This window comes from Paraburkholderia ginsengisoli NBRC 100965, from assembly GCF_000739735.1.
Classification (GTDB): domain Bacteria; phylum Pseudomonadota; class Gammaproteobacteria; order Burkholderiales; family Burkholderiaceae; genus Paraburkholderia; species Paraburkholderia ginsengisoli.
In genome coordinates this window covers 295497-318914 of the sequence record NZ_BBJF01000005.1, presented here as the reverse complement: position 1 = coordinate 318914, position 23418 = coordinate 295497, and the positions used below count along the sequence as shown (strand labels likewise).

The following is a 23418-nucleotide window of genomic DNA, read 5'->3' as shown; positions in this document are numbered from 1 at the left end:
GTTCCGTTGATGCTTCGCCTTGCCCTGCTGCTTCCCTGACGCCCGTGTTCCTGCTCATGCTCCTCACGCGCTCGCCGGGCAAGCTATTTTGCGCTCAAACGCAGCCCAGAACTTCGCGTTCAAACATGCCGCGCGATCACCATCCGCTGCACCTCGCTCGTTCCCTCGTAAATCTGCGTGATGCGCGCGTCGCGGTAATGCCGCTCCACCGCATAGTCCTCCAGATAACCATAGCCGCCGTGAATCTGGATCGCGTTCGAACAGATCTGCTCGGCCAGTTCCGACGCGAACAGCTTCGCCTGCGATGCCTCCGACAAACACGGCCGGCCCGCCGAGCGCAGCCGCGCCGCGTGATGCACGAGCAGGCGCGCGGCGTTCAGGCGCGTGGCCATGTCGGCGAGCATGTTGCCGATGGTCTGATGGTCCTTTAGCGGCTTGCCGAACTGCACGCGTTCGCTCGCATAGCGGCGCGCGGCATCGAACGCGGCCCGCGCAATGCCCACCGCCTGCGCCGCGATGCCGATGCGCCCGCCTTCGAGATTCGACAGCGCAATGCGTAAGCCCTCGCCCGGTTCGCCGAGCAGATTGGCTTCGGGCACCGCGCAGTCGTCGAGCGAAATCGGGCAGGTGTCGGACGCGCGAATGCCGAGCTTGTGCTCCGGCTTGCCGACGTTGAAGCCCGGCGTACCCGTCGGCACGATGAACGCGGACAAGCCGCGCTTGCCGCGCTCGGGATCGGTCACCGCGAATACGATTGCAATGTCGGCGCGCGCGCCGTTGGTCACGAACTGCTTGCTGCCGTTGAGAATCCACTGGCCGTCACGCAGCACCGCGCGCGAGCGCAGGTTGTTCGCCTCGGAGCCGGCCTGCGGCTCGGTCAGACAGAACGCGCCGATCTTGCGGCCGGTCGCGAGGTCCTGCAGATAGCGGTCTTTTTGCGCGGCGCTGCCGAAGTTGAGAATCGGCCCGCAGCCGACCGAGTTGTGCACGCTCATCAACGTCGCGCACGCGGCGCAGCCGGCCGCGATCTCTTCGAGCGCGAGCGCGTAGGCCACATAGTCGGTGTACGAGCCGCCCCATTCCGGCGGCACGATCATGCCGAGAAAGCCGAGTTCGCCCATCTGCGCGACGACGTCGTCGGGCAGTTGCGCGTCGCGATCCCATTGCGCCGCGTGCGGCGCGAGACGCTCGGTCGCGAAGTCGCGCGCGGCGTCGCGGATCATCCGTTGTTCGTCGGTGTAGAAGCTGTCCATGAGCCCTGTCCTCTGTCGCTGCTGCGCTGTGCTGCGTTTTGCTCTGCCGGGCTGGGCGAGCCGTCGCGACGCCCGGTTGACGCAAAGTGTAGGCAAGCCGCCGCACGGCTTCGATGCTCAGCCCGATCATTCTGCGTGAGCGCATCGGCCATACTGCTACCATGCAAGTTGGCTTCACCCCGCTATTTCAGGGGTGAAGCCAACCACCACAAGGAAAATGTTGAGCGCTTTTGCCAGCCGGACCCCACGCCGATGAAAAACGACAAAGGCACGATTTCCGTCAGTCTCGTCGAGGAAACCCTCGCCCTTGCTCGCGCGCGCGGCCTCGATGCGCTGCCGCTCGCCGAAGCCGCCGGCATCGCCGCGCCAATGCTGGCCTCGCCGAAGAGCCGGGTGTCGTCGGCGCAATACGGCGCGCTGTGGGCCGGCATTGCGCGCGCGCTCGACGACGAGTTCTTCGGCCAGGATTCGCATCGCATGAAAAGCGGCAGCTTCATCGCAATGACGCAGACCGCGCTGACCGCCCGCAATGGCGCGCAGGCGCTCGCGCGCGCGGTCGGCTTCATGCGCCTCGTGCTCGACGACCTCGGCGCGCAGATCGACACCGACGCCGGGCGCGTACGGCTCAGATTCGTCGAGCGCGAAGGCGCGCCGGCGCCGGCCATGTTCGCCTACGCGACCTGGTTCATCCTCGTCTACGGGCTGGTGTGCTGGCTGGTCGGACGGCGCATTCCGTTGCTCGAAGCGCGCTTTCGCTGCGCCGCGCCGCCCGCCGCGCACGAGTACCGGCTGATGTTCTGCGATCACATGACGTTCGATCAGCCTGAGTCGTACGTGGATCTCGCGCCGGCCTTTCTCGATCTGCCGGTGATCCAGACCGCGCAATCGGTCAAGCCGTTCCTGCGCGATGCGCCGGGCAGCTTCATCGTCAAGTATCGCAATGCCGGCTCGCTCGCCGCGCGCGTGCGCAAGACGCTCCGCGCGCTGCCGATGGCCGGCTGGCCCGCCGCCGATCAGATGGCCGCGCGCCTGCACGTCGCCGAGGCCACGATGCGGCGGCGGCTGAAGCAGGAAGGCCATACGTATCAGTCGATCAAGGACGATTTGCGGCGCGATATCGCGATCGGCGAATTGCAGCGCGGCGCCCGCACGATCGCCGACATCGCGGCCGCCGTGGGCTTTGCGGAACCGAGCGCGTTTCATCGCGCGTTTCGCAAGTGGACCGGCATGCGGCCGGGCGACTATCGGCCGGGGCCGTCGCGGGCCGATTTCACGCGGCGCGCGGAATCGGACTAAGCTGTAAGCGGCAGGCCAGCCTTCTTCTGGGGTATCGGCCCGCGCTGGCCGATACCTGTCGACCCGGCGCGGCAGCCGTCAGCGATGAGCACGTATCCGCGTCTCCCGTTCCGGCAGTCTGGTCCGCGTCGGCCGCTTATCCGTGGCGGCATCGTGGGCCGGTTGATGCGCGGCATGACCGCGCTTGGCGTGCTGTTGGCGTTTGCATTCGCGTCGTGCGAATCGAGCGCGCCGCCGCTCTATGCCGCGCTGATCCGGAACAGCGTCGTGGTGATCCCGGTGAACGGCGCGATCGGGCCGGCCAGCGCGGACTTCATCGTGCGCAGCCTGCGCCGCGCCGCCGACGAGCACGCACAACTGGCGGTGCTGCAACTCGATACGCCCGGCGGGCTCGATACGTCGATGCGGCAGATCATCAAGGCAATACTCGGCTCGCCGGTGCCGGTCGCCACGTTCATCGCGCCGAGCGGCGCGCGGGCCGCGAGCGCCGGCACCTACATCGTGTACGCGAGCCATATCGCGGCGATGGCGCCGGGCACCAATCTCGGCGCGGCGACGCCGGTGCAGATGGGGATTGGCGGCGGCGAGCCGCCCGCAGGCGGCGGGACGCCGGGGTTGCCGGGCGGACCGGCGGGCGCGCGTGGTGTGCCGAGCTTGCCAGGTGCAGGTGCCGGCGCTGGCGAAGGCACTGGCGCATCAACCCCATCGACGCTCTCGCCCACCGCTTCTGCAAGCGAAGCCGCCGCCCTCCCGCTCGACACTCAATCGACTGAACTGCGCAAGCAGGTTCACGACGCCGCCGCCTACATCCGCGGCCTCGCGCAGATGCGCGGGCGCAACGCCGCGTGGGCCGAGCGCGCGGTCCGCGAAGCCGTGAGCCTGTCGGCCGAGGACGCGCTCGCGCAGCACGTCGTCGATCTGGTCGCGCGCGACGTGCCCGATCTGCTGCGCCAGCTGGACCGCCGCACGGTCACGACGAGCCGCGGCAACGTCACGCTCGACACCGCGCACGCGCCGCTCGTCACACTCGAAGCCGACTGGCGCAGCCATTTCCTGGCGGTCATCACCGATCCCAGCGTCGCGCTGGTGCTGCTGATGATCGGCATGTATGGCCTCTTCTTCGAATTCGCCAACCCGGGCTTCGTGCTGCCGGGCGTGGTCGGCGCGATCAGCCTGCTAATCGGTCTGTTCGCGATGCAGATGCTGCCCGTCAACTACGTCGGGCTCGGCCTGGTGTTTCTCGGCATCGCGTTCCTGATCGGCGAGGCGTTCCTGCCGACCTTCGGCTCGCTCGGCTTCGGCGGTGTGGTCGCGTTCGTGATCGGCGCGCTGATGCTGATGGACACCGACGTGCCCGGCTACGGCATCCCGCTGCCGGTGATCGCCGCCGTCGTCGTGTTCAGCGTGCTGTTCGTGCTCGGCGTGTCGCGGCTCGCGTTGCGCGCGCGGCGCCGGCCCGTGGTGACCGGCTCGGAAGGGTTGATCGGCAGCGTCGGCGTGGTGCTCGACGGCGGTCTGCAACTCGAGGACGCCACGCCAGGCGGCGCGCCGGCCGGCTGGGCGCGCGTGCAGGGCGAGCGCTGGCGGGTGTCCAGCGCGGCGCCGGTCGCGGCGGGCCAGACAGTGCGCGTCACCGCGCGACGCGGACTGACGCTGACCGTCGTGCCTGCTGCGCCTGTCGTCCCCGGCGCGCCCGCTGCGTCCAGTTCATCGGGCACGTCCGACACGGCTGGCGGGGCCATACAAGGAGAACGCTCATGATCGGTTTCACATTCGGCTTCAGCAGCATTCTGATTCTGCTGGTGGCCGCGTTGATTGCGTCGTCGGTGCGGATTTTTCGCGAGTACGAGCGGGGCGTCGTGTTCATGCTCGGGCGCTTCTGGAAGGTCAAGGGGCCAGGGCTCGTGCTGATCATCCCGGTCGTGCAGCAGGCCGTGCGCATGGACTTGCGCACCGTCGTGTTCGACGTGCCGCCGCAGGACGTCATCACGCGCGACAACGTGTCGGTGAAGGTCAACGCGGTGGTCTATTTCCGCGTGGTCGATCCGGAGAAAGCGGTGATCCAGGTGGCGCGTTACTTCGAAGCCACCAGCCAGCTTTCGCAGACGACACTGCGCGCGGTGCTCGGCAAGCACGAACTCGACGAGCTGCTGGCCGAGCGCGAGCAGCTGAACGCCGACATCCAGAAAGTGCTCGACGCGCAGACCGACGCGTGGGGCATCAAGGTGTCGATCGTCGAGATCAAGCATGTGGATATCAACGAAACGATGATCCGCGCGATTGCGCGCCAGGCCGAAGCCGAGCGCGAACGGCGCGCGAAGGTGATTCACGCGGAGGGCGAATTGCAGGCTTCGCAGCATCTGCTGGAAGCGGCGCAGACGCTGTCGAAGCAGCCGCAGGCGATGCAGTTGCGCTACCTGCAGACGCTCACGACGATCGCCGCCGACAAGAATTCGACGATCGTGTTTCCGTTGCCGATCGATCTGCTGAGCGCGGTGCTGGATCGCTTTGGCAAGCCGTCGGCGCCGTGAGGCGCGGTGAATTCGCATGGGTGCCTCGGCGGACCGGCGCGGCTTCAGCGCAGTGCAGTCCGGCTCCGACACGCTGCCAGCGTCCTTTAGTCCGCTGGACGAAACGATGCATTGCTTTCCATCGCCTTACTCGAAACGCCGCCGGAAACTAGAATGCCGGGCTTGTTGTTAACCGCTCCATGGGAGCTCATCATGAAGAACGTTTCTCGAATTGGACTCGGCGCGCTGTTGGCCGCCGTCAGCATCAGCAGCGCGTTCGCGCAGCCCCAGGCGCAGCCTAACGACCCGTCGGCGCCGAAAACGCGCGCGCAGGTCAAGGCCGATCTCGTCGAATGGCGCGCCGCCGGCTACGATCCGCTCGACTGGATCGACTATCCGGCCAATGCGCAGCGCGCGGGGCGCATCGTCGCGGCGCGACGGGCGCAGCAAGCGGGTGGGACGGTCACGCAGTAACGCGGGTGCGGTGCGGTTGCGGCCGGGGAGCGGGTCGGCCCGGGCTGCAATGGCGGCGAGCGGGGGGCGTGTTCGTGACTGCGGCTGCCATGGCCACGATGGCTGCGATGGCTGCGTGCGGCTGCAATAGTCTTGGGCAGTCGTTTTAGCCTTTGTGGCTATAGCTGTCCCCGAGGTCTCGGGCTGTGCGGTCTCGGGCCGTGCGGTCTCGGGCTGTGCGAGCACTTGATCCGTGACGTCGCCTCCTCCATAACCTATGCCCCCACGCGCCCCGCCCGCGCTCCTCCCCCACTCAAGGTATCATCTCGCCCCTTCGATACCCCGCAGCCGGACTCCAAACCATGTCAATCTGGGTTGATGCCGACGCCTGTCCGGTCGTGATCAAGGACATGCTGTTTCGCGCCGCGCGCCGCACCGGCATGCCGCTGACGACCTGATCCCCCTCGCACACCACCTGACATGCCGGTCCGCACTAGGCGGTTGGAACGGTTAAGATCCCCACGCAAGTTCCGTCACGCAAAGCCCGGCCTCGCTTGTTAGCGATCCGCCGCCATTGATTGGCTCGCTGCCGCCGGGCCCTTCCGGGCTTCGCCCAGTCCGGTTGGTTTGACGAGTTTTCCCACTCGTGAACATCTGAGACATCACGAGACCGAGAGCCGTAGGGCTACTCCTTCCATTCCGTCGGCCCCTGAAGCGCCACCGCCCTGATATGCCCTCTGCCAGATTTGACAGCCCGGCCCTCGATGGTTAGGGACTTCGCCATCGCTTGCGTGCCCGTCCGCCCGAGTAGGCCTCATATCCGGGTTCTGTTCGTCAGGTCATGGCTTTGGTCCTCGCTTCGTTCAGCCCCCTCGCGACGACGCCACGACGCCCTTGCGCTTCACTGATCCTTCGCCACCATCAAGATCGATAGGGGACTTTCATCCCCGAACTACCCCTTCCGCTGAACTTGCAACCCGATAATGAACAAGAAGCGCCTGATGCGTTTCCACTGTCTTTCGTACAAATCTCACTACACGTGTCAGGGTCGGTCAGCCGTTCCTGACTGCAATAAAATGACGCCCGCTAGAGCGGGCGTATGGAGAAAGCGACACAGTAAAAATGCGCCAATCAGGCAGTTACTGTCCTGACGGCCTATTGACCCGGGGGCGGCGTAAGCGTCATGTACTGCTTGATGTCAGGCTGACCCAGCGCGATCATATTTAACATCGTCGCTCCAAGCCCGTGCGCGAATTCATCGTCAATCTTGAAATCCTGTGTTTCCAACGGGATCGGTACTGCGAATTTTCCGGCCATGACTGGCTCTAGCATGGCGCGATCAATAGTCTGCAATGCAAACTCTTGGCGATCCTCCAAGTAGGTCAGAACAACACAATACGGCGGATGATTAGCCATCAATAACCTCTACATGATTGGTAATTCTGAAATGCCTTTTGCTTACATAAGGCAGCCAACCTCTCTCCCCCCCGGGCGAAAGCAACCGCGTTGCACATATCCAGATCGACCTGATAGTCTGAGAAGCATTGATCCTCATGATCTTCTCTTGCACTGCACTTCACCATTCCACCGCCCTCGTTCCCTGCTCCGAAGACAGAACTGTAAAGCATTGACCTCTTTGCGGAGTCCATCACATCCGGTACGAGGGTCGGATAAGGAATCTGCAATTGATCACTCAGCATCAGCTCCGTTGTCTCGCCCCACTGCGGAAGGATATTGGTCAGCTCACTACCGAATAGCTTCACCGCAAACTTGGCTTTCCACGCCATGTAGCACTCAACGCAGAGGCTTGGAACGAAGCGATCGGCGTCAGACTTGAGTCCTGTGAGGTTAGCGGACGGCGAAACCGGATCATTACCCAACTCCCAGTTGGTAAGCCATACGTCCAGTTCGGCATCGCTGATCGCTTGCCACCATGCGTCATTCGTTGACACCTGCCCAGTGCGCGTCGATACCGCGCCGTCCGGACCATACTTATAGTCGACCTGCAACTTGCGGGCGAGACCGCCATTGATAATTCCTGCCGGTTCATTATAGGTAAATCTTGATACGCGCCCGCGCGCATCATAAGCAATGCCGGCCTGACCACTATTACCTGCAATAGTTTGCGCACGACCTTCGTTGCTGCGATCCACTGTCCGCATCTGCCAACCCGACACGGCATCCCGGGTTGATGCAATGTCGCCCCGTGGGTCATATGTGTACGTCCAGTCTTCAAGCGTCTTGCCATCCTGCGTCACGGTGGCCGACAAAAGGCGGCCTGCTCCATCGTAGCGCGCGCCAACGGCCAACTGGCTGCCTGTCCCGACCGCCTGCATTCCTTGTTCGCCTGTCAGGTCAGTCGTTTGCCGCTCTGCATAACCCGTGACGTTACCGCTTGAGTCATAGACGAACGCGCGGACTTTTCCCGGTGTGGCGACCAGATGAGGACGCAGGGAACTGCCGTCCGCATATTCGATAGTCGTGACCGCTTTCGTTCCAGCGACCGTGGCAAATGCTTTGGTTGGCCGGTTGGCACTGTCCCAAGTGTACTGAGTGTTTCCGCCAGGCGTGGTCCTCTGCTCCAGATTGCCTGCGGCATCCCACGTGCGCGATACCGTGCCTGCCGGCGTCACAATCGAACGGGGGCGGAACGTGTCTGCGGCATCAAAGCTATACGTACTGGTGCCGGACATCCCACTGACTGTCGTCGCGCCGGAGTTGTAGCTCAGCGACGTATTGCGAGTGGTGTCAGGATGCGTGACCGTGGTTACGCGACCGCTGGCATCGTAACCCCACGTTGCAATCCGAGATCCAGATTCGTCCTTTACGCCTGTCAGTGCACTGGGGAAGCGCACATCCTCATACAGATATTGACGAACACTCGCGAACGGTTTGGTTACCGAAGCAAGATTCCCTTTCGCGTCGTACGCATAATGTACGGCATTCCCAGTAGGCGGTACCACGGAAATGATGCGACCGCTACTGTCGTAAGTCGGACTGAGCACCACCCTGTTCTGTGCTGTGCTTGCTGTGCTATCAACTGGCCGCTGGACAATCTCCGCTAACCGCTGCCCGTCGTAACGAACCTCGCGAAGCATACCAGTGCGTGTTCTCTCGGTATAGAACATACCCGTGGTGTCCGAATAGCCTTCCGTCGTACCACGTTGCTCATCTTTCAGATAGTAGAATCCATCACCGGCTTTTGTCAGGGTGAGACCATGATTTCCTGGCACCACCCACGCTCCGCCACTCAACTTAAACGTCACAGGTTGCCAAAAGCCTCTATAAGCGACGACATGCGGCACACTTGCATTGACGCCAGTCAAATCGATCCGTCGCTGCCAGTTATTGACCCAATTGCTTCCCATCAACGTCTGAGTGGTGTCGTACGGCTTCGAAAGATATACCCGCGTGAAGACGATTGGCGATGCCCCGCCGCTTTGGAAGTCGACTTCCGAAAGTGCGACAATCCCTTTTGCTGGCAACACAGGGTCCGCCACCGGGCAGGAGTCATCAGGCGCAGAGTCGTCAGGCTGTGTTGGGGGGGTGTTGCACCATTGATCTATCTGGGCAAGGTCATTAATGCAGGCGTAATTGGCGAGACCACCTGGCGTATTGCTGGTCACAGTAAGCTTGCAACTCGGCGTACCTGGCGTCGCGCCGGACTTTGCGTAAAGTGAAAAGCAGTCGGTCGCATTTGCTACGGTCACCGTCATGAGCAGCATCAATGCGGCCAGCAGGCGTGTTGCAATGCGCGACTTCGCATCGAGGGTCATTCCGTTTATTTGCATAGTTATCCCTATTGGTTTCACCTGGTTGTTCCCCAAGCACCCTATAGGACGGCCGCCACCCCATCAATCCGACAACTCTTAGAATTACGATTTCCCTGTGGTCCCATCAACGCCCTGACGCGACGCGAATGAAAAACGCGGTTACGCCTGTCAGAAATTTCCGAGACGTGAATATAAAAAAATGATTGGAAACTTGGATATGAGGACTGCAAAGTACTATTCCGATAAAAAATGCACTCCGCATCATCAAGTCACTTTCGCACTACCTCCTCGTTCTGCTCCGAAGCCAGGGATCTACGCCGCACGGAATTTCCATTGCACGCCGATTCAGACTAATGCGCAACGACACCAACCTGGGCGCCTGCTTCTGTTCGCGCCCCTCCTTTCATGCGTACCTGCTTACGCTGCGCAATATCAGTGGATTCTACGTTTGACACAGTGGCTGCCTTCTTCCGCACCGCATCCGCGAGAAGATCCGCAGCCTGACGGGAGGTAAGGCGGCTCGAGGCACGCCGTTCGCGTCAAGCAAGAATCTGGAACACTTCCGGGTCATGTTCGCCATCCTGCTGACACCCATCTTCGATATCAACCAGCACCTCCAGCAATGTCATCTGATGGTGCCACTCGTCCTGTGTTATGTCAGGATTTCCACATACTGAAGACGCCAGTGTGACGAGCTTTCAAGGTGCTTTACCCGCTGCTCACAGAGACCGGAAACGGCCACCGAGTTTTTAATACTGGATGGCATCGACAACGGGCGCGAAGCGGATTGAATATACGGTGCCGACGCCGCGAAACGCGGTGCATTCGCGCGACGTCCCACAAGAAACGGCGCGGGTTCAACGCGCGTTCAACGTAGTTCAACGCGCTTCGGCACGGTTCAATGCGCTGCCAGCGCCCTTTAGCCCGCTGGACGAAACGATGCATTGCTTTCCATCGCCTTACTCGAAACGCCGCCGGAAACTAGAATGCCGGGCTCGTGTTAACCGCTCCATGGGAGCTCATCATGAAGAACGTTTCTCGAATTGGACTCGGCGCGCTGTTGGCCGCCGTCAGCATCAGCAGCGCATTCGCGCAGCTCCAGGCGCAGCCTAACGACCCGTCGGCGCCGAAAACGCGTGCACAGGTCAAGGCCGATCTCGTCGAATGGCGCGCCGCCGGCTACGATCCGCTCGACTGGATCGACTATCCGGCCAATGCGCAGCGCGCGGGGCGCATCGTCGCGGCGCGACGGGCGCAGCAGGCGGGTGAGACGGTCACGCAGTAACGCGGGTGCTGTGCGGTTGCGGCGGGGAGCGGGTCGGCCCGGGCTGCAATGGCGGCGAGCGGGGGGGCGTGTTCGTGACCGCGGCTGCCATGGCCACGATGGCTGCGTGCGGCTGCAATAGTCTTGGGCGGTCGTTTTAGCCTTTGTGGCTATAGCTGTCCCCGAGGTCTCGGGCTGTGCGGTCGGGCTGTGCGGGGACTTGATCCGTGACGTCGCCTCCTCCATAACCGATGCCCCCATGCGCCCCGCCCGCACTCCTCCCCCACTCAAGGTATCATCTCGCCCCTTCGATACCCCGCAGCCGGACTCCAAATCATGTCAATCTGGGTTGATGCCGACGCCTGTCCGGTCGTGATCAAGGACATGCTGTTTCGCGCCGCGCGCCGCACCGGCATGCCGCTAACGCTGGTCGCCAACACGTTCCTGCGCATACCGCCGTCGCCGCTGATCCGCGCGATTCAGGTGCCCGCCGGTTTCGACGCCGCCGACGACCTGATCGCCGAGCGCGTCACGCAAGGCGACCTCGTGATCACCGCCGACATCCCGCTCGCCGCCGCCGTCCTCGCGAAGCACGCGCAGGCGCTCGACCCGCGCGGCAACTGGTACACACCCGGCACGATCGAAGAACGGCTGCGCATGCGCTCGATGCTCGACCAGTTGCGCAGCAGCGGCGTCGACACCGGCGGGCCGGCCGCCTTCAGCGCGCGCGACAGCAAGAGCTTCGCGGGCGAACTCGACCGCTGGCTCGCCCGGCAACCGCCGCGCTCTGATGCGTCGACGCCACACTCGGACGGCGAACCGCCCGCCTGACAGGCCTTTACCCCCCGATTCGACCACGCGCGCCGCGTGCGGCCGCCATTCGTGATTACAATTCCGCCCGTAGCCCCGGCGCCGCGCAGGCCCGCATGTGAATCCACAGCCGGCCGGCCCGCTACGCCTGCCGCCTCCACCACAAAAAACGCTTTCTGAACGACGAGAGACCCGCCTCATGGACTCGATAAAACGCTACTTCGGCTTCGACGCCGCCGGCACCAACCTACGCACCGAAGTGCTCGCGGGCGTCACTACCTTCCTGACGATGGCCTACATCATCTTCGTCAACCCGGCGATTCTCGGCGACGCCGGCATGCCGAAGGACGCGGTGTTCGTCGCGACCTGCCTCGTGGCCGCGCTGGCCTCGCTGATCATGGGCCTGTACGCGAACTACCCGATCGCGCTCGCGCCCGGCATGGGCCTGAACGCGTACTTCGCGTACACCGTCGTCAAGGGCATGGGCTTCACGTGGCAGGCCGCGCTCGGCGCGGTGTTCATCTCCGGCTGCCTGTTCCTAATTGTCACGCTGTTCCGCGTGCGCGAGGTGATCGTCAAAGGCATCCCGCATTCGATACGTATCGCAATCACCGGCGGTATCGGCCTGTTCCTCGCGATCATTTCGCTGAAGGAAGCGGGCGTCGTGGTCGGCAGTCCGGCCACCCTCGTGACGCTCGGCAACCTGCACGAGCCGCACGTGATCCTCGCGATAATCGGCTTCTTCGCGATCGTCACGCTCGATTATCTGCGCGTGCGCGGCGCGATCCTGATCGGCATCGTCGGCGTGACGGTGCTGAGCTTTTTCTTCGGCGGCAACCAGTTCCACGGCATCGTGTCCGCGCCGCCGTCGATCTCGCCGACGCTGTTCCAGCTCGACATCCGCGGCGCGCTCTCGACCGGCGTGCTGAACGTGATCCTCGTGTTCTTCCTCGTCGAACTATTCGATGCGACCGGCACGCTGATGGGCGTGGCCAATCGCGCGGGGCTGCTGGTCGAAGGCAAGATGCACCGCCTGAACCGCGCGCTGCTCGCCGACAGCACCGCGATTCTAGCCGGCTCGATGCTCGGCACGTCGTCGACCACCGCGTACATCGAAAGCGCGTCGGGCGTGCAGGCAGGCGGGCGCACCGGCGTCACCGCGATCACCGTGGCCGTGCTGTTCCTCGCGGCGCTCTTTTTCGCGCCGCTCGCGGCCGTGGTGCCCGCCTACGCGACCGCGCCCGCGCTGCTGTACGTGTCGTGCCTGATGCTGCGCGAAATGCTCGACCTGCCGTGGGACGACGCCACCGAAGTCGTGCCGGCCGCGCTGACCGCGCTGCTGATGCCGTTCACCTACTCTATCGCCAACGGCGTCGCGTTCGGCTTCATCTCGTATGCGGGGCTGAAGCTGCTGACCGGCCAGGCGCGCCAGGTGAAGCTGGTGGTGTGGGTCATCGCGGCGATTTTCCTGTTCCGCTATTTCTATCTCGGCAGCGAATAAACGCGGGCGCGGCCCACCTGGGCCTGGATCAACGATGCGCGATTGATCTGGCCCGGCGTAGGCGGCCACCGTTTATCATCCGGGGATTCGAAAAAGATCGACCCGGTCGCAGGAGTCCCCGCATGTCCTATCGCAATCCCACCGACCGTTACACGTCGCCCGCGATTTTCTTCCACTGGGCGATTTTTCTGCTGGTCGCGCTCGCGTATCTGGCCATCGAAATACGCGGGCCGAAAGGCACCGACAGCCGCGCGTTCTGGACCGGCGTGCATTTCTGGGCCGGCACGCTGGTGCTGGCGCTCGCGATGCTGCGCCTCGTCTGGCGCCTCTGGGCCGGCGCGCCGGAGGAGATCGGCGGCAACCGGGCCGCCGCGTTCCTCGCGCGCGCGGCGCATCTCGCGCTCTACGTGTTTATCTTCGCGCAGCCGCTGCTCGGCATGTTGATGGTCAACGCCGGCGGCCGGCCGGTGAACCTCGCGTGGGTCAATGTCAGCTTCACGCTGGTCGGCGCCGATTCGATCGCGCGGCCCTTCCTCAAGGACGCGCACGAGTGGCTCGGCAATGTGTTCTATTGGGTGATCGGCCTGCACGCGCTGGCAGCGATCGCGCATCACGTGGTGTTCAAGGATAGGACGCTGCGGCGGATGATCTGATTGCCGCGCTGTGCTCGCCGCGCATTGAAGGCGCGAGCATGAACGACGGCGATGCAAAGGCCGCGGCCAGTTTGAACGGATCACACCGCGCCCGGGTTTTGGGGACCCGGTCTTCGCGCGGTTTTTCTGCTCGTTTGAGCTTATCGGCGTTGGAGCGACCGACGATTGTCAGGCTCCGCCAACATCGCGAACACCGCCGCCGCTCAATTGCGCCAGTTGGCCTCGTAGAAACGCACGTAGCCGCTCCTGAGCACCAGGCACTGCGCCCCCGTCTCCGACAGCAGACGGCGCGTCGCGGCTTCGATCCGGGCCCGATGCGCGTCGAACGCACCGACCATGTCCTCCAGACGCGGCGAGGCGGCGCCGAAGTGGTCTTCGAGCGCCTCCGCGGTGATCATGCATTCCACCCTCTGCCCGTCGACCATCGCCGGGAACGCCAAGGTAAGTTCGCGACCTGAATATTCAGGAGTTTCGTTGGGGAATAGGATCTGCATGGGTTCACCTGGAAGGTTGGTGCCGCGCATGGTGTCGCCGGGTAATGCGCGCGCCGGTTGCATCTGGAACGCGTCGGCAGCTCCCTCCTCCTTGTCCAATGCCGACGACGCGGGCTCTCACCTCGCTGCGGCGGCGCCGCACTTCGCGCCGCGCGGAGGTGAATTGATTCACTTTAGACGAGTTCGGGCGCGGCGCAAGTTTTCCTTGCCGATTGCCTGATTCTGGTGCGCCGCGCGCTTTCATGCCGCGTTGGGGCGCACACGCCTGCGTATTTTCGCTGCCGCGCAGCGTGCGATTCGTCCTGTAAGATCGGAATTCGGCCACACGCGCGGATGCTGCGCTGCGGTATCGAACGACGGGCAACGCACCCGTCGCGCGTCCGATCACCGGAGACATGCCTTGACCCATCGTCCTGCTCATCGTCCAGCCCCTCGTTCTGACGCGCCGTCGCGCATCGGCCGGCCCGATGTCATCGCGCAAGCTCACGCGCGCTCGCTCGAGATCGGCCTGCGCGCGTCGGAAACGCCGGACTTTCAGCCGCTGCGCCGGCCCGCGCTGCGCGAACTGGTCGGCCGCAATCGATCGCTTTACACGCACGCGCTCCCGGTGATGGAAACGCTGCACGCGCAGATCGTCGACACGCAAAGCATGGTGCTGCTCACCGACAATCACGGCGTGATCCTGCACAGTCTCGGCGACAGCGACTTCGTCGAAAAGGCCAATCGCGTCGCGCTGTGTCCGGGCGTGTCGTGGGCCGAAGCGGATCGCGGCACTAACGCGATCGGCACCGCGCTGGTCGACGGGCAGCCGACCGTCGTGCACGCCGACGAGCACTTCCTGCACGCAAACCGGATTCTCACCTGCTCGTGCGCACCGATCGCGGACCCGTTCGGGCGTACCATCGGCGCACTCGACGTGAGCGGCGACACGCGCGGTTTTCATAAGCACACCCTGGCACTCGTCAGGATGTCGGCGCAGATGATCGAAAATCATCTGTTCTCCAATCAATTCGCCGACGCGATTCGCGTGCACTTTCACGCGCGCGCGGAATTCATCGGCACGCTGTTCGAAGGGCTCGCGGCGTTCGCGGCGGACGGCACGTTTCTGTCGGCGAATCGCAGCGCACTGTTTCAGTTCGGGCAGCCGCTCGCCGAGCTGCAACGGCAACCGTTCGACGCGCTGTTCGGCATCCCCTTCGCGGGGCTGTTGCAGCAGATCGCGCGCACGCCCGGCGAAAGCATTCTGTTGACGCTGCCCAGCGGCGTGCGGGTGGTCGCGCGCGGCGAATATGCGGCGCCGCGCTACATGGCTCACGGCGTCGCGTCGGACGACTTCAACTTCAACGGCACCGCGCGTGCGCCGCTGTCAGGCGGAGCGCGTCACGCGCCGCGCGCTGTCGATCCCGCACCGCTCGCCACACTCGAAACGCTCGACACAGGCGACGCGCAGGTCGCCGCGATTCTGCGACGCGTCGCCAAACTGCGTGGCCGCGATATTCCGATTCTCGTGCTCGGCAAAACCGGCACCGGCAAGGAGTGGCTCGCGCGCGCGATCCATCACGATTCGCCTCGGCGGGCCGCGCCGTTCGTCGCGCTGAATTGCGCGTCGCTGCCCGAGACGCTGATCGAGGCGGAGCTGTTCGGCTACGAGGACGGCGCGTTCACCGGCGCGAAGAAGCGCGGTAGCGTCGGCAAGATCGTGCAGGCCGACGGCGGCACGTTGTTCCTCGACGAGATCGGCGATATGCCGCTCGCGCAGCAGGTGCGTCTGATGCGCGTGCTGCAGGAGCGCACCGTCGTGCCGCTCGGGGGAACACGGCCGATTCCGGTCGATCTGCGCATCGTCTGCGCGACCCACCGCAACCTGCGCGCGATGATCGACGAAGGCACCTTCCGCGAAGACCTGTATTACCGGATCAACGGACTCGTCGTGACCTTGCCGCCGCTGCGTGAGCGCACCGATCTGGCCGCGCTCGTCGCCCGCATGCTGGCGTTGCAGCCGGACAGCGAGCACTTGCCGCGGCGCGTGTCCGCTGCGGTGCTGGAGCGCTTTGCGCAGTGCCGCTGGCCCGGCAATCTGCGGCAACTGGCCAACGTGCTGCGCACCGCGAGCATCATGGCCGAAGGCGCGGAGCAGATCGAGCTGGACGATTTGCCGGAGGACTTTTTGCAGGATTGCGCCGACGTGACGGACGTGGGGAATGCGCGCTGGGCCGCGGCGGGGCCGGGTAATGATGCGGACGTGAGTGGCGCCGTGGCTTCGGTGCAGCAGGGAGGCGCCCATACCGTAGCGCCCGCGCGGATGGAGGATTGGCAGGCCAAATTGATCGCGCAGACGCTCGCGCGGCTCGACGGTAATGTGTCAGCGGCGGCGCGCGAGTTGGGGCTGGCGCGCAATACGGTGTACCGCTATTTGCGGCGTGGGAGCACGGCGCATTGAAGGGGGTGGTGGGCCACAATCACTCAACCGCGCATCCGCCCAACCATCACGCCCGAACGCGAAGCGATCAATCCCGCCGCGCGCATCCCGTGTAAAGTGTCGCGCACGCAGCCATCCACGTCACACGATGTCCGATCCGACCCGCCCGCCTCTCGTTCGCATCGAGCCGCTCGGCCAGAGCTTCGAAGCGCCCGATTCGCTGACTCTCCTCGAAGCCGCCGCCTTTGCGAATCTGCGTCTGCCGCGTTCGTGCCGCAACGGCACATGCCGCACGTGCCTGTGCAAAATGACAGCGGGGCGAGTGCGCTACACGATCGAATGGCCGGGCCTGAGCCGCGAAGAAAAAGTGGAGGGCTATATCCTGCCGTGCGTGGCGATCGCGGAAACCGACCTCGTGATCGAAGCGCCGGACGCGATCGAATTGCCAGCGTCGCGGTGAACCGTCGTGCAGACGGCATCACAAATTACGGCACGCGCGGATTGCCGTTCATCTGAAGCGGCGCGCGTGTTGATCGCAAGCGAGTCTTAACGCCCGTTGCCCATTGCGCGGGCGATTTTCTTGTCGGTGTTGTACTGGCTCAATGCGTACACCGACCAGATCGCAGCCGGAATCCAGCCGATCAGCGTGATCTGCAAAATCAGGCAAATGATGCCCGCAAACGGACGGCCGATCGTGAAGAACTGAAACCACGGCAGAAGGATGGCAAGCAATAAACGCATTCAGATTTCCCGTTGATAACGCATGGCTGCGCGCGTTCGCGCAAGCCGCAATGAGTGGATGTGAAATGGGCTGAACGCCCGCGACTGTCAGATCGGTGCGAAGCGCTGCACCTTCATGCCGTCGTGCTCGATCAGTTCGAAAAACACCGATGCGGGACGCGTCCAGATCGTACCATTGGCCGCCTTGTAGACGATCATCGTGACCGTCGGATCGGACTCCAGCGTCGCCTCGCAAATCAGTTCGTATATACCGCCTTTGTAGTGCCGGTAACGCACCATTGCCCTCCTCCTCGTGTTTGAACGCGCAGTGCTGAAGGCGTCAGCCGCCCTCTTTCATCTGCTTCAGAATCTTGTAGACCGTCGCGCGGCCCATCGTCAGCACCGCGGCCACGTAGTTCGCCGAACTACGGCCGCGAAACGCGCCCTGCGCATGCAGCGCCTCGACGATTTCCCGTTTGTGTTCGCGCGTAAGCGCATTGATGCCGATCTGCCGCTCGCGCAGCCACGTGTGCAGGTACGTGTTGATGCGGTCCTGCCAGTCGTCGCGGAACAGGTCCTCCGCGGGCGCGTCCGACAGATTGCCGCCCCTGATGAACAGATCGAGCGTCGAGCGCACGTCCTCGAACACCGCGATATTGAAGTTGACGCACAGCATGCCGGCGGGCTTGCCGTCGTCGTCGAACAGGATGTTGCTCACGCAGCGCATGCGCCGGCCGTCCCAGTTGAGCTTTTCGTACGGTCCGATGGTCTGCCCGCGCGCCGCGTAATGGACCTCGTCGAGCACCGACGGGCCGCCGACTTCGAGCTTCGACAGATTGTTCACGAGGTACGCGATGGTCTGATCGCGCAGGTCGTGAATCACCACTTCGGCACATGGATAGAGGAGCGCCGCGATGCCGTCGGCGATCGGAGCGTAACGCTTCAGCAGCAGGTCTTTCACGGGAGACACGTTTGTGTTGCGCATGGGAAATCGCAGTGTTCGGAGGAGGCGGCGCGGGTTGCGCGGGGGCCGCCGCGAGTCGCCATTGTAGCCACCCCGCTCCGCGGCCGCGACCACGGTGACCCCACAGTGACCGCAGTGACCGCAGCCACCTGCCGTCGGCCATCGGCCACGCGGATCAAACCCGCCACGCCCGCTTTCCCTACCCCAAGACGATTTTTGTCCGCGTGGCGCCGCGATTTTTTTCGTGCGATAAAACCACCATCCCCCTCACGGAGACACAGATGGCCACGCTCGAAGCGTTTCGCGCGGTACTCGATGACAAAGGCACGCCGGAAATCATCCGCAATCACATCATCGACTCGCTGCAATACGCGCTGCGCAATCACGGACAGATCTTTACGTCAAAGGAAGTCGAATGGCTGGCCGGCTGGGACGACGCGCGCATTCCGCTGGCGGCGTCGCGCGAATTGCAGAAGCGCGTCGCCGAAACGTCCCGCTAAAGCGTCGTTCGGTCCACTAATTCGCCGCTTCCCTGGCACGCCGCGCTATGTACCCGGCGCGTCGCTCATGCGCGCTGCGCCGCGCGCGGCCTGCCGAATTGCGCCCAAAGCCCCGTCAGGCGGGCGATTTGCCGCTGCGCGGAAGTTTTTGCTATCCAATTAGCCCCATTTAGTGCATCATGTTGGAATAGCTGTATCCGGATTAGTAGCACCAGGCAACAGCAGGCAGTCTCAAACCGGCATCTCCGCACCACCCCCGACTGTTCGACCGCCGCCCGTCGGCGATCCCGTCACTCCGGCAATGCGCCGCATGCATTCGCCGTCGCGAGTTGTACAGCTGAGCGGTTCAGCTTTACGCGCCCGATGTCTGCGCGACTTCAGCGTGTTTCTTCTCCATCGAATCCGCGATTTTGCGCGGCCGCGCTCAAGCCCTCGCCATCGGGCCTGTGCCAACTTTTTCCATGGCGGTGCGCCCCTGGGTGCAGCACCGCCGGTCTGTCTTGCCGCGCGTAACACGCGTGACACGTCGACCACGTAATACAGGACACATGCTTCATGAATTCAGTTGTCAAGACGTACAAGGGTTACGAAATTCACCCGCTCGTCTATCCGCGCCGCCCGGCGGACGGTCAGACGAGCCGCAATCCCGACGCGGGCTACGACGCCTCGGTGCGCATCTGCCGCGTGGGCGCGAACGCGGCGGCCGACGGCCGGGTGTTCCGTCTGCAGTACCTGTTTCCGTTTGACGGCACGGGCAAGGCGCGCATCGCGTGCATGGCTCACGCCGAGCAACTGATCGACGGCCGTGTAGATGGCCAGTCTGTTGCCGATCTTTGATCTTTGAGCGGTACTATCAGCACATAGGCTGATGCCGCAAACGCAGCGGGCCTGAAAAACCGCTGTCAACGTATTCAATGCCGTGCCGCCCGGCTTCGCCGGCGGCCGGCAACCCGTTATCCCATCGACCAGGAGTTATGCATGGCGAAAGAAGAACTGCTTGAACTTGACGGTATCGTCGACGAAGTACTTCCGGACAGCCGTTACCGCGTGACGCTCGACAACGGCGTCGTGGTTGGCGCTTACGCGTCCGGACGCATGCGCAAGAACCACATCCGTATTCTCGCGGGCGACCGCGTGACGCTGGAACTGTCGGTCTACGATCTGACCAAAGGCCGGATCAATTTCCGTCACAAGGACGAGCGCGCCAGCGGTGGCGGCGGCGCCCGCAATACGCAATTCCGTCGCCGTTAAGGCTGACTGACGGCACGCTGCTGACCGCGCTGCGCACGGTCGTCGCGTGATCGGCTGCGATTGATTGAGTTGTACGCGAAGCCTTTCGCGCGCCTTCTCCGGCTCGACTCGCCGATTGATTGATTGACTCGAGCCTGAGCGGCGCGCTGCGGCATCGCAGGAATTTTGTACGTTTTTTCGTGCCCTCTCCGTACGTTTGTGCGGGGGTGCGCCCGTCGGGGTGGCTCGCTCGCGAGTCGTTCACATTGCACAAACCGCTGCGCTACGCAGGCGGTCAAATGCCCCGCGGATTCGTCGCAAGCGGCTATGTGTCCCGCTTAGTCACCGGATGCTGCGCCTCGTTGCGCGCCATCCCGTTTCTTTTCTACCGCCCGAAGACCGCTCCGAGATCCTCTCCGGCGGCGCTTTTGCGCACCTGCCCGACCACCCGCTCCTCCAGTTCCGACAGATGCTCTCGCATGGCTGCCAGCGCCGCCGGCAGATCGCCTGCATCGAGCGCGTCGATGATGTGCGCGTGCTCGTCGGCGGAACAGGCCGACCCCTTCGACGGATCGAATAGCGCCTTGTACAACTCGGTCTTTGCGACCAGTTGCCCGACGAGGCCGAGCAACTCGGTGCCACCCGCCAGCTCCGTCAACAGCACGTGAAACTGGCCGGCGAGGCGCACGGATTCCTCGATGGCGCCACTGCGCAGTGCCTTCTCCTCGCTGCGCACATGCGCGCGCAAGCGGCGCTTGTGCGCGGCGCTCAATGCCCCGCATAGCGCCGCGACGATCCCCGCCTCGACGATCTGCCGCGCGCGATACACCTGGCGAATGTCCTCCTCCGACGGCGACGGCACAAACGCACCGCGATTCGCCGCGAGCACCAGCTTGCCTTCGAAGCCGAGTCGCGCCAGCACCTTACGCAGCGCGCCGCGCGTGCAACCGAACGCGGCCGCGAGGTCGCGCTCGACCAGCTGCGCGCCCGGCCGCAGCCGCCCTTGCAGCAATGCCGTCGTAATCGACGCGTAAATGCGCTCTTCGACGCTGGGCGAATCGTCGGCGGTTGCGGCGGCGGCGTCGTTCGTGAGCGCGGGCGTGTTCGTGGCGGTGTCGGCCGATGAGGACCGGCGGGAACGTGTAGCCATGGATTCAGTAACCGGGGAACGGAGCAATCTCGACCGGCATTCTAGCCGTGGCCAGCGGCGGACGTCGGCGGAAAAACAATTGCGCGGCGAGGTGAGTCGACGCGACGCGGCCAGACGGCATGCAGGAACGTCATGCACGATCTCCGCCTATGACGTGTGCTATACCGGGCATCACGAAAATGGTTAACCATATCATGTTAGTATGGTTGACCAAAACGGTATCGAAGCGTTCGCTCCTGCTCCGCGAACTACGCATGGCGACGCTCATCGAGCCCAATCACCAGCCCATGCCGTCCCGTGAGGGCCGCGCCGCCGCTCCTGACGCGCGTCGTTCAAGCGCGGCGTTTTATCCCCCGCCTCCAGGTCCAACGTGAATTCTCACTCCAGCGCCAGCCCCGCCCATCGTTCCGCCGACCGCGCCTGCGCGGCTACACCGCTAACGCCGCACGACATCGCCTGGCTCGGCGCGATCGTCGTGATCGGCATCAACCTGCGCCCGTTGCTCACGTCGATCAGCCCGTTGATGACGACCATCCGCGACGCCACCGGCCTCAGCTTCTACGGCGCATCGTTGCTGACCAGCCTGCCGGTCGTCGCGATGGGGCTCGGCGCATTCGGCGCGGGCGCGCTGACGCGCGGCGTCGGCGAAACACGCGGCGTCGCGCTCGGCTTGCTGGCGATCGCCTTGGCTTGCGCAGCAAGGTGGCTCGCATCGAGCGGCGCCGCCCTGCTCGCGACGGCGATACTCGCCGGCGCGGGCGTCGCCGCGATCCAGGCGCTACTGCCCGCCGTCATGAAGCAGCGCTTTCACGCGCGCGTGCCGTTGGCAATGGGCGTGTTCTCCGCATCGATCATGGGCGGCGGCGGACTGGGCGCGAGTCTGAGCCCGTGGGTGAGCCGCGCGACGCAGTCGTGGCACGCGGCTCTCGCTGTGTGGGCAGTGCCGGCCTGCATTGCGCTGGTCGGCTGGTGGGTCATGAATCGCCGCGCTTCGCACGGCCCATTGCGCACTGAATCCCACACCACCGCGCAGCAGGCCGCACCCGCGTCATCGCCCATGCGCGCAGCGCCGCTCAAGCTCTGGACCAACCGCCGCGCCTGGACGCTCGGCCTGTACTTCGGCATCGTCAACGGTGGCTACACGAGCCTCGTCGCATGGTTGCCGGCTTTCTACCAGCAACGCGGCGTGAGCGTCGCGGCAAGCGGTTCGCTGCTCGCGGGAATGACGGTCTTCCAGGCCGCCGCGGCCTTGCTGCTGCCGCTCGCCGCCGCCTCGTTTCACGATCGCCGCCCGTGGCTGATGCTGGGTCTGTCGGCGCAATGGTTCGGACTACTGGGTTTGATCGTGTGGCCCGACAGCGCGCCGCTGCTCTGGATCGGCGTGGCGGGCGCCGGTCTCGGCGGGACTTTTTCGCTGTCGCTCGTGACCGCGATGGATCACGCCGCCGATCATCGCGTCGCCGGCCGGCTGGTCGCGTTCACTCAAGGCGTCGGCTTTATCGTCGCGGCGATCGCGCCGGTCGTAGCCGGTCTCGTGCACGGCTGGAGTGGTGGCTTCGGCGCCGCGTGGATCATGCTGGCCGTGTGCGTCGCTGCGATGATGGCGGTGACGCTGCTGTTTTCGCCGCGCAGCTACGGGCACTGGCGCTGACGCGACGAGCGGCGGGCGTGCGCCGCTTCGGTGCACCGACAGCGCGTGCCCCGCGCGGGTGCAGCGGCGCGCGCCGGTCCCGGCCGGCTGCGCCGCCAAGTCCATGATTGCGTTACCGTCACAACGCCGACGCGGCACACCGCAACGCGTGGCATGGATGGTGCTTGACAGGGTTCAGCCGTCGATAACCCCTACCCCATGCTGCGTGTTCTTCTCGTCACCGATACCGACAAACCCATCGGCGATCTGCGCGATGCCCTCGCCCGCCTCGGCTGCCAGATGCTGGCCGGCACGGCCACGCCGCAAGCGCTGCATCGCGCGGTGCAGAACGAACGGCCCGACGTCATCATCATCGACACCGAATCGCCGTCGCGCGACACGCTCGAACAGCTCGCGGTGATGAATGCGACCGCGCCTCGCCCGGTGCTGATGTTCAGCCACGACGCCAACCAGCAGTTGATTCGCGACGCAGTCAGCGCGGGCGTCACGGCCTACCTCGTCGAAGGCCTCGCGACCGAACGGCTCGCGCCGATTCTCGAAGTCGCGCTCGCGCGCTTCGCGCAGGAATCGCAGTTGCGCGAACGCCTCGCGCAAGTCGAGAACGAACTCGCCGAACGCAAGCTGATCGATCGCGCCAAGCGCCTGCTGATGGATCAGCAGAAGATCAGCGAACCCGCTGCCTACGCCTGCCTGCGCAAACGCGCCATGAACCAGGGCGTCAAACTCGCCGAAGTCGCGCGCGCGGTGGTCGCGTCGGCCGACTCGCACAAATGAAGC

Annotated in this window: 23 protein-coding genes and 1 pseudogene; 16 read left to right on the top strand and 8 right to left on the bottom strand. The window is 64.4% G+C overall.

Annotated elements, in window-relative coordinates:
- Positions 1–119: 119 nt before the first annotated feature.
- The gene (locus BGI01S_RS10705; RefSeq protein WP_042325097.1) at positions 120–1253 is read right to left on the bottom strand and encodes an acyl-CoA dehydrogenase family protein; all 1134 of its coding nucleotides are present in this window, start codon (positions 1251–1253) and stop codon (positions 120–122) included.
- A gap of 252 nt (positions 1254–1505) precedes the next feature.
- Between BGI01S_RS10705 and BGI01S_RS10700 the strand changes: the two genes are divergently transcribed.
- From BGI01S_RS10700 to BGI01S_RS29520, 5 genes and pseudogenes are all read left to right on the top strand, one after another.
- The gene (locus tag BGI01S_RS10700; RefSeq protein ID WP_042325095.1) at positions 1506–2549 is read left to right on the top strand and encodes an AraC family transcriptional regulator; all 1044 of its coding nucleotides are present in this window, start codon (positions 1506–1508) and stop codon (positions 2547–2549) included.
- Positions 2550–2633: 84 nt separating this feature from the next.
- Positions 2634–4310 (top strand): NfeD family protein, encoded by a 1677-nt coding sequence (locus BGI01S_RS10695; protein ID WP_084585332.1) that lies wholly within the window; start codon positions 2634–2636, stop codon positions 4308–4310.
- On the top strand, positions 4307–5080 hold the full coding sequence (locus tag BGI01S_RS10690; protein WP_042325093.1) for a slipin family protein: 774 nt from the start codon (positions 4307–4309) through the stop codon (positions 5078–5080). Before BGI01S_RS10695 ends, BGI01S_RS10690 begins: the two co-directional genes overlap by 4 nt.
- Before the next feature lie 192 nt (positions 5081–5272).
- Positions 5273–5533, top strand: a complete 261-nt coding sequence (locus BGI01S_RS10685; protein ID WP_042325091.1) for a DUF4148 domain-containing protein — start codon at positions 5273–5275, stop codon at positions 5531–5533.
- A 341-nt stretch (positions 5534–5874) separates the two neighbouring features.
- A pseudogene (locus tag BGI01S_RS29520) lies at positions 5875–5964 on the top strand (YaiI/YqxD family protein); the annotation flags it as partial.
- 703 nt (positions 5965–6667) lie between these two features.
- Here BGI01S_RS29520 and BGI01S_RS10680 read toward each other — a convergent pair.
- Together BGI01S_RS10680 and BGI01S_RS29515 are read right to left on the bottom strand one after the other, a co-directional pair.
- Positions 6668–6928 (bottom strand): hypothetical protein, encoded by a 261-nt coding sequence (locus tag BGI01S_RS10680; RefSeq protein WP_042325090.1) that lies wholly within the window; start codon positions 6926–6928, stop codon positions 6668–6670.
- Positions 6928–9288 (bottom strand): DUF6531 domain-containing protein, encoded by a 2361-nt coding sequence (locus tag BGI01S_RS29515; protein WP_232624408.1) that lies wholly within the window; start codon positions 9286–9288, stop codon positions 6928–6930. The genes BGI01S_RS10680 and BGI01S_RS29515 overlap by 1 nt, the downstream gene beginning before the upstream one ends.
- A 1021-nt stretch (positions 9289–10309) precedes the next feature.
- Between BGI01S_RS29515 and BGI01S_RS10670 the strand changes: the two genes are divergently transcribed.
- The 4 genes from BGI01S_RS10670 (at position 10310) to BGI01S_RS10655 (ending at position 13513) form a co-directional block, all read left to right on the top strand.
- A complete protein-coding gene (locus BGI01S_RS10670) occupies positions 10310–10570 on the top strand; it encodes a DUF4148 domain-containing protein (protein ID WP_042325086.1) in 261 nt (86 codons plus the stop codon).
- Between the two features lie 315 nt (positions 10571–10885).
- A complete protein-coding gene (locus BGI01S_RS10665; RefSeq protein WP_042325085.1) occupies positions 10886–11380 on the top strand; it encodes a YaiI/YqxD family protein in 495 nt (164 codons plus the stop codon).
- Between the two features lie 178 nt (positions 11381–11558).
- The gene (locus BGI01S_RS10660; protein ID WP_042325083.1) at positions 11559–12860 is read left to right on the top strand and encodes an NCS2 family permease; all 1302 of its coding nucleotides are present in this window, start codon (positions 11559–11561) and stop codon (positions 12858–12860) included.
- Positions 12861–12982: 122 nt separating this feature from the next.
- Complete coding sequence (locus BGI01S_RS10655) at positions 12983–13513, top strand: cytochrome b (protein ID WP_042325081.1); 531 nt, start codon at positions 12983–12985, stop codon at positions 13511–13513.
- A gap of 203 nt (positions 13514–13716) precedes the next feature.
- Here the strand turns inward: BGI01S_RS10655 and BGI01S_RS10650 are convergent, their stop codons facing one another.
- Complete coding sequence (locus BGI01S_RS10650; protein ID WP_042325924.1) at positions 13717–14007, bottom strand: DUF1488 family protein; 291 nt, start codon at positions 14005–14007, stop codon at positions 13717–13719.
- Between the two features lie 400 nt (positions 14008–14407).
- On the opposite strand from BGI01S_RS10650, the gene BGI01S_RS10645 reads away from it, so the two are divergent.
- Both BGI01S_RS10645 and BGI01S_RS10640 read left to right on the top strand, forming a co-directional pair.
- A complete protein-coding gene (locus BGI01S_RS10645; RefSeq protein WP_042325079.1) occupies positions 14408–16447 on the top strand; it encodes a sigma-54-dependent Fis family transcriptional regulator in 2040 nt (679 codons plus the stop codon).
- A 127-nt stretch (positions 16448–16574) separates the two neighbouring features.
- The gene (locus BGI01S_RS10640) at positions 16575–16886 is read left to right on the top strand and encodes a 2Fe-2S iron-sulfur cluster-binding protein (protein ID WP_042325077.1); all 312 of its coding nucleotides are present in this window, start codon (positions 16575–16577) and stop codon (positions 16884–16886) included.
- A gap of 86 nt (positions 16887–16972) precedes the next feature.
- Here BGI01S_RS10640 and BGI01S_RS10635 read toward each other — a convergent pair whose 3' ends face one another.
- The 3 genes from BGI01S_RS10635 to BGI01S_RS10625 form a co-directional block, all read right to left on the bottom strand.
- Positions 16973–17167, bottom strand: a complete 195-nt coding sequence (locus BGI01S_RS10635) for a YqaE/Pmp3 family membrane protein (protein WP_042325076.1) — start codon at positions 17165–17167, stop codon at positions 16973–16975.
- 87 nt (positions 17168–17254) lie between these two features.
- Positions 17255–17446, bottom strand: a complete 192-nt coding sequence (locus tag BGI01S_RS10630; RefSeq protein WP_042325075.1) for a DUF1653 domain-containing protein — start codon at positions 17444–17446, stop codon at positions 17255–17257.
- Between the two features lie 40 nt (positions 17447–17486).
- Positions 17487–18131, bottom strand: coding sequence for a helix-turn-helix transcriptional regulator (locus BGI01S_RS10625; protein ID WP_042325073.1), 645 nt, complete (start codon positions 18129–18131; stop codon positions 17487–17489).
- Positions 18132–18391: 260 nt separating this feature from the next.
- Between BGI01S_RS10625 and BGI01S_RS10620 the strand changes: the two genes are divergently transcribed.
- The 3 genes from BGI01S_RS10620 to infA all read left to right on the top strand — a co-directional run bounded on the left by BGI01S_RS10620 (position 18392) and on the right by infA (position 19861).
- Entirely contained in the window at positions 18392–18610 is a 219-nt protein-coding gene (locus BGI01S_RS10620) for a hypothetical protein (RefSeq protein WP_042325070.1), read from the top strand.
- 555 nt (positions 18611–19165) lie between these two features.
- On the top strand, positions 19166–19447 hold the full coding sequence (locus BGI01S_RS10615; RefSeq protein WP_042325068.1) for a hypothetical protein: 282 nt from the start codon (positions 19166–19168) through the stop codon (positions 19445–19447).
- Between the two features lie 141 nt (positions 19448–19588).
- Positions 19589–19861, top strand: a complete 273-nt coding sequence (gene infA / locus BGI01S_RS10610; protein ID WP_042325066.1) for a translation initiation factor IF-1 — start codon at positions 19589–19591, stop codon at positions 19859–19861.
- A gap of 364 nt (positions 19862–20225) precedes the next feature.
- Here the strand turns inward: infA and BGI01S_RS10605 are convergent, their stop codons facing one another.
- Positions 20226–20990 (bottom strand): GntR family transcriptional regulator, encoded by a 765-nt coding sequence (locus BGI01S_RS10605; protein WP_232624409.1) that lies wholly within the window; start codon positions 20988–20990, stop codon positions 20226–20228.
- Positions 20991–21360: 370 nt separating this feature from the next.
- Here BGI01S_RS10605 and BGI01S_RS10600 point away from each other — a divergent pair, with 370 nt between their 5' ends.
- Together BGI01S_RS10600 and BGI01S_RS10595 are read left to right on the top strand one after the other, a co-directional pair.
- Positions 21361–22641 (top strand): cyanate transporter, encoded by a 1281-nt coding sequence (locus tag BGI01S_RS10600; RefSeq protein WP_042325063.1) that lies wholly within the window; start codon positions 21361–21363, stop codon positions 22639–22641.
- A gap of 198 nt (positions 22642–22839) precedes the next feature.
- Positions 22840–23415 carry an ANTAR domain-containing response regulator gene (locus BGI01S_RS10595; RefSeq protein WP_042325062.1) on the top strand — a complete coding sequence of 192 codons (576 nt, stop codon included), beginning with the start codon at positions 22840–22842 and terminating at the stop codon, positions 23413–23415.
- Positions 23416–23418 lie beyond the last annotated feature (3 nt).

Coding starts and splice junctions, on each gene's coding strand:
- BGI01S_RS29515 (WP_232624408.1), bottom strand. CDS start 9,288: ATGACCCTCGATGCGAAGTCGCGCATTGCAACACGCCTGCTGGCCGCA.
- BGI01S_RS10705 (WP_042325097.1), bottom strand. CDS start 1,253: ATGGACAGCTTCTACACCGACGAACAACGGATGATCCGCGACGCCGCG.
- BGI01S_RS10595 (WP_042325062.1), top strand. CDS start 22,840: ATGCTGCGTGTTCTTCTCGTCACCGATACCGACAAACCCATCGGCGAT.
- infA (WP_042325066.1), top strand. CDS start 19,589: ATGGCGAAAGAAGAACTGCTTGAACTTGACGGTATCGTCGACGAAGTA.
- BGI01S_RS10685 (WP_042325091.1), top strand. CDS start 5,273: ATGAAGAACGTTTCTCGAATTGGACTCGGCGCGCTGTTGGCCGCCGTC.
- BGI01S_RS10700 (WP_042325095.1), top strand. CDS start 1,506: ATGAAAAACGACAAAGGCACGATTTCCGTCAGTCTCGTCGAGGAAACC.
- BGI01S_RS10660 (WP_042325083.1), top strand. CDS start 11,559: ATGGACTCGATAAAACGCTACTTCGGCTTCGACGCCGCCGGCACCAAC.
- BGI01S_RS10695 (WP_084585332.1), top strand. CDS start 2,634: ATGAGCACGTATCCGCGTCTCCCGTTCCGGCAGTCTGGTCCGCGTCGG.
- BGI01S_RS10625 (WP_042325073.1), bottom strand. CDS start 18,131: ATGCGCAACACAAACGTGTCTCCCGTGAAAGACCTGCTGCTGAAGCGT.
- BGI01S_RS10655 (WP_042325081.1), top strand. CDS start 12,983: ATGTCCTATCGCAATCCCACCGACCGTTACACGTCGCCCGCGATTTTC.
- BGI01S_RS10690 (WP_042325093.1), top strand. CDS start 4,307: ATGATCGGTTTCACATTCGGCTTCAGCAGCATTCTGATTCTGCTGGTG.
- BGI01S_RS10605 (WP_232624409.1), bottom strand. CDS start 20,990: ATGGCTACACGTTCCCGCCGGTCCTCATCGGCCGACACCGCCACGAAC.
- BGI01S_RS10670 (WP_042325086.1), top strand. CDS start 10,310: ATGAAGAACGTTTCTCGAATTGGACTCGGCGCGCTGTTGGCCGCCGTC.
- BGI01S_RS10630 (WP_042325075.1), bottom strand. CDS start 17,446: ATGGTGCGTTACCGGCACTACAAAGGCGGTATATACGAACTGATTTGC.
- BGI01S_RS10650 (WP_042325924.1), bottom strand. CDS start 14,007: ATGCAGATCCTATTCCCCAACGAAACTCCTGAATATTCAGGTCGCGAA.
- BGI01S_RS10620 (WP_042325070.1), top strand. CDS start 18,392: ATGGCCACGCTCGAAGCGTTTCGCGCGGTACTCGATGACAAAGGCACG.
- BGI01S_RS10680 (WP_042325090.1), bottom strand. CDS start 6,928: ATGGCTAATCATCCGCCGTATTGTGTTGTTCTGACCTACTTGGAGGAT.
- BGI01S_RS10635 (WP_042325076.1), bottom strand. CDS start 17,167: ATGCGTTTATTGCTTGCCATCCTTCTGCCGTGGTTTCAGTTCTTCACG.
- BGI01S_RS10665 (WP_042325085.1), top strand. CDS start 10,886: ATGTCAATCTGGGTTGATGCCGACGCCTGTCCGGTCGTGATCAAGGAC.
- BGI01S_RS10640 (WP_042325077.1), top strand. CDS start 16,575: ATGTCCGATCCGACCCGCCCGCCTCTCGTTCGCATCGAGCCGCTCGGC.
- BGI01S_RS10615 (WP_042325068.1), top strand. CDS start 19,166: ATGAATTCAGTTGTCAAGACGTACAAGGGTTACGAAATTCACCCGCTC.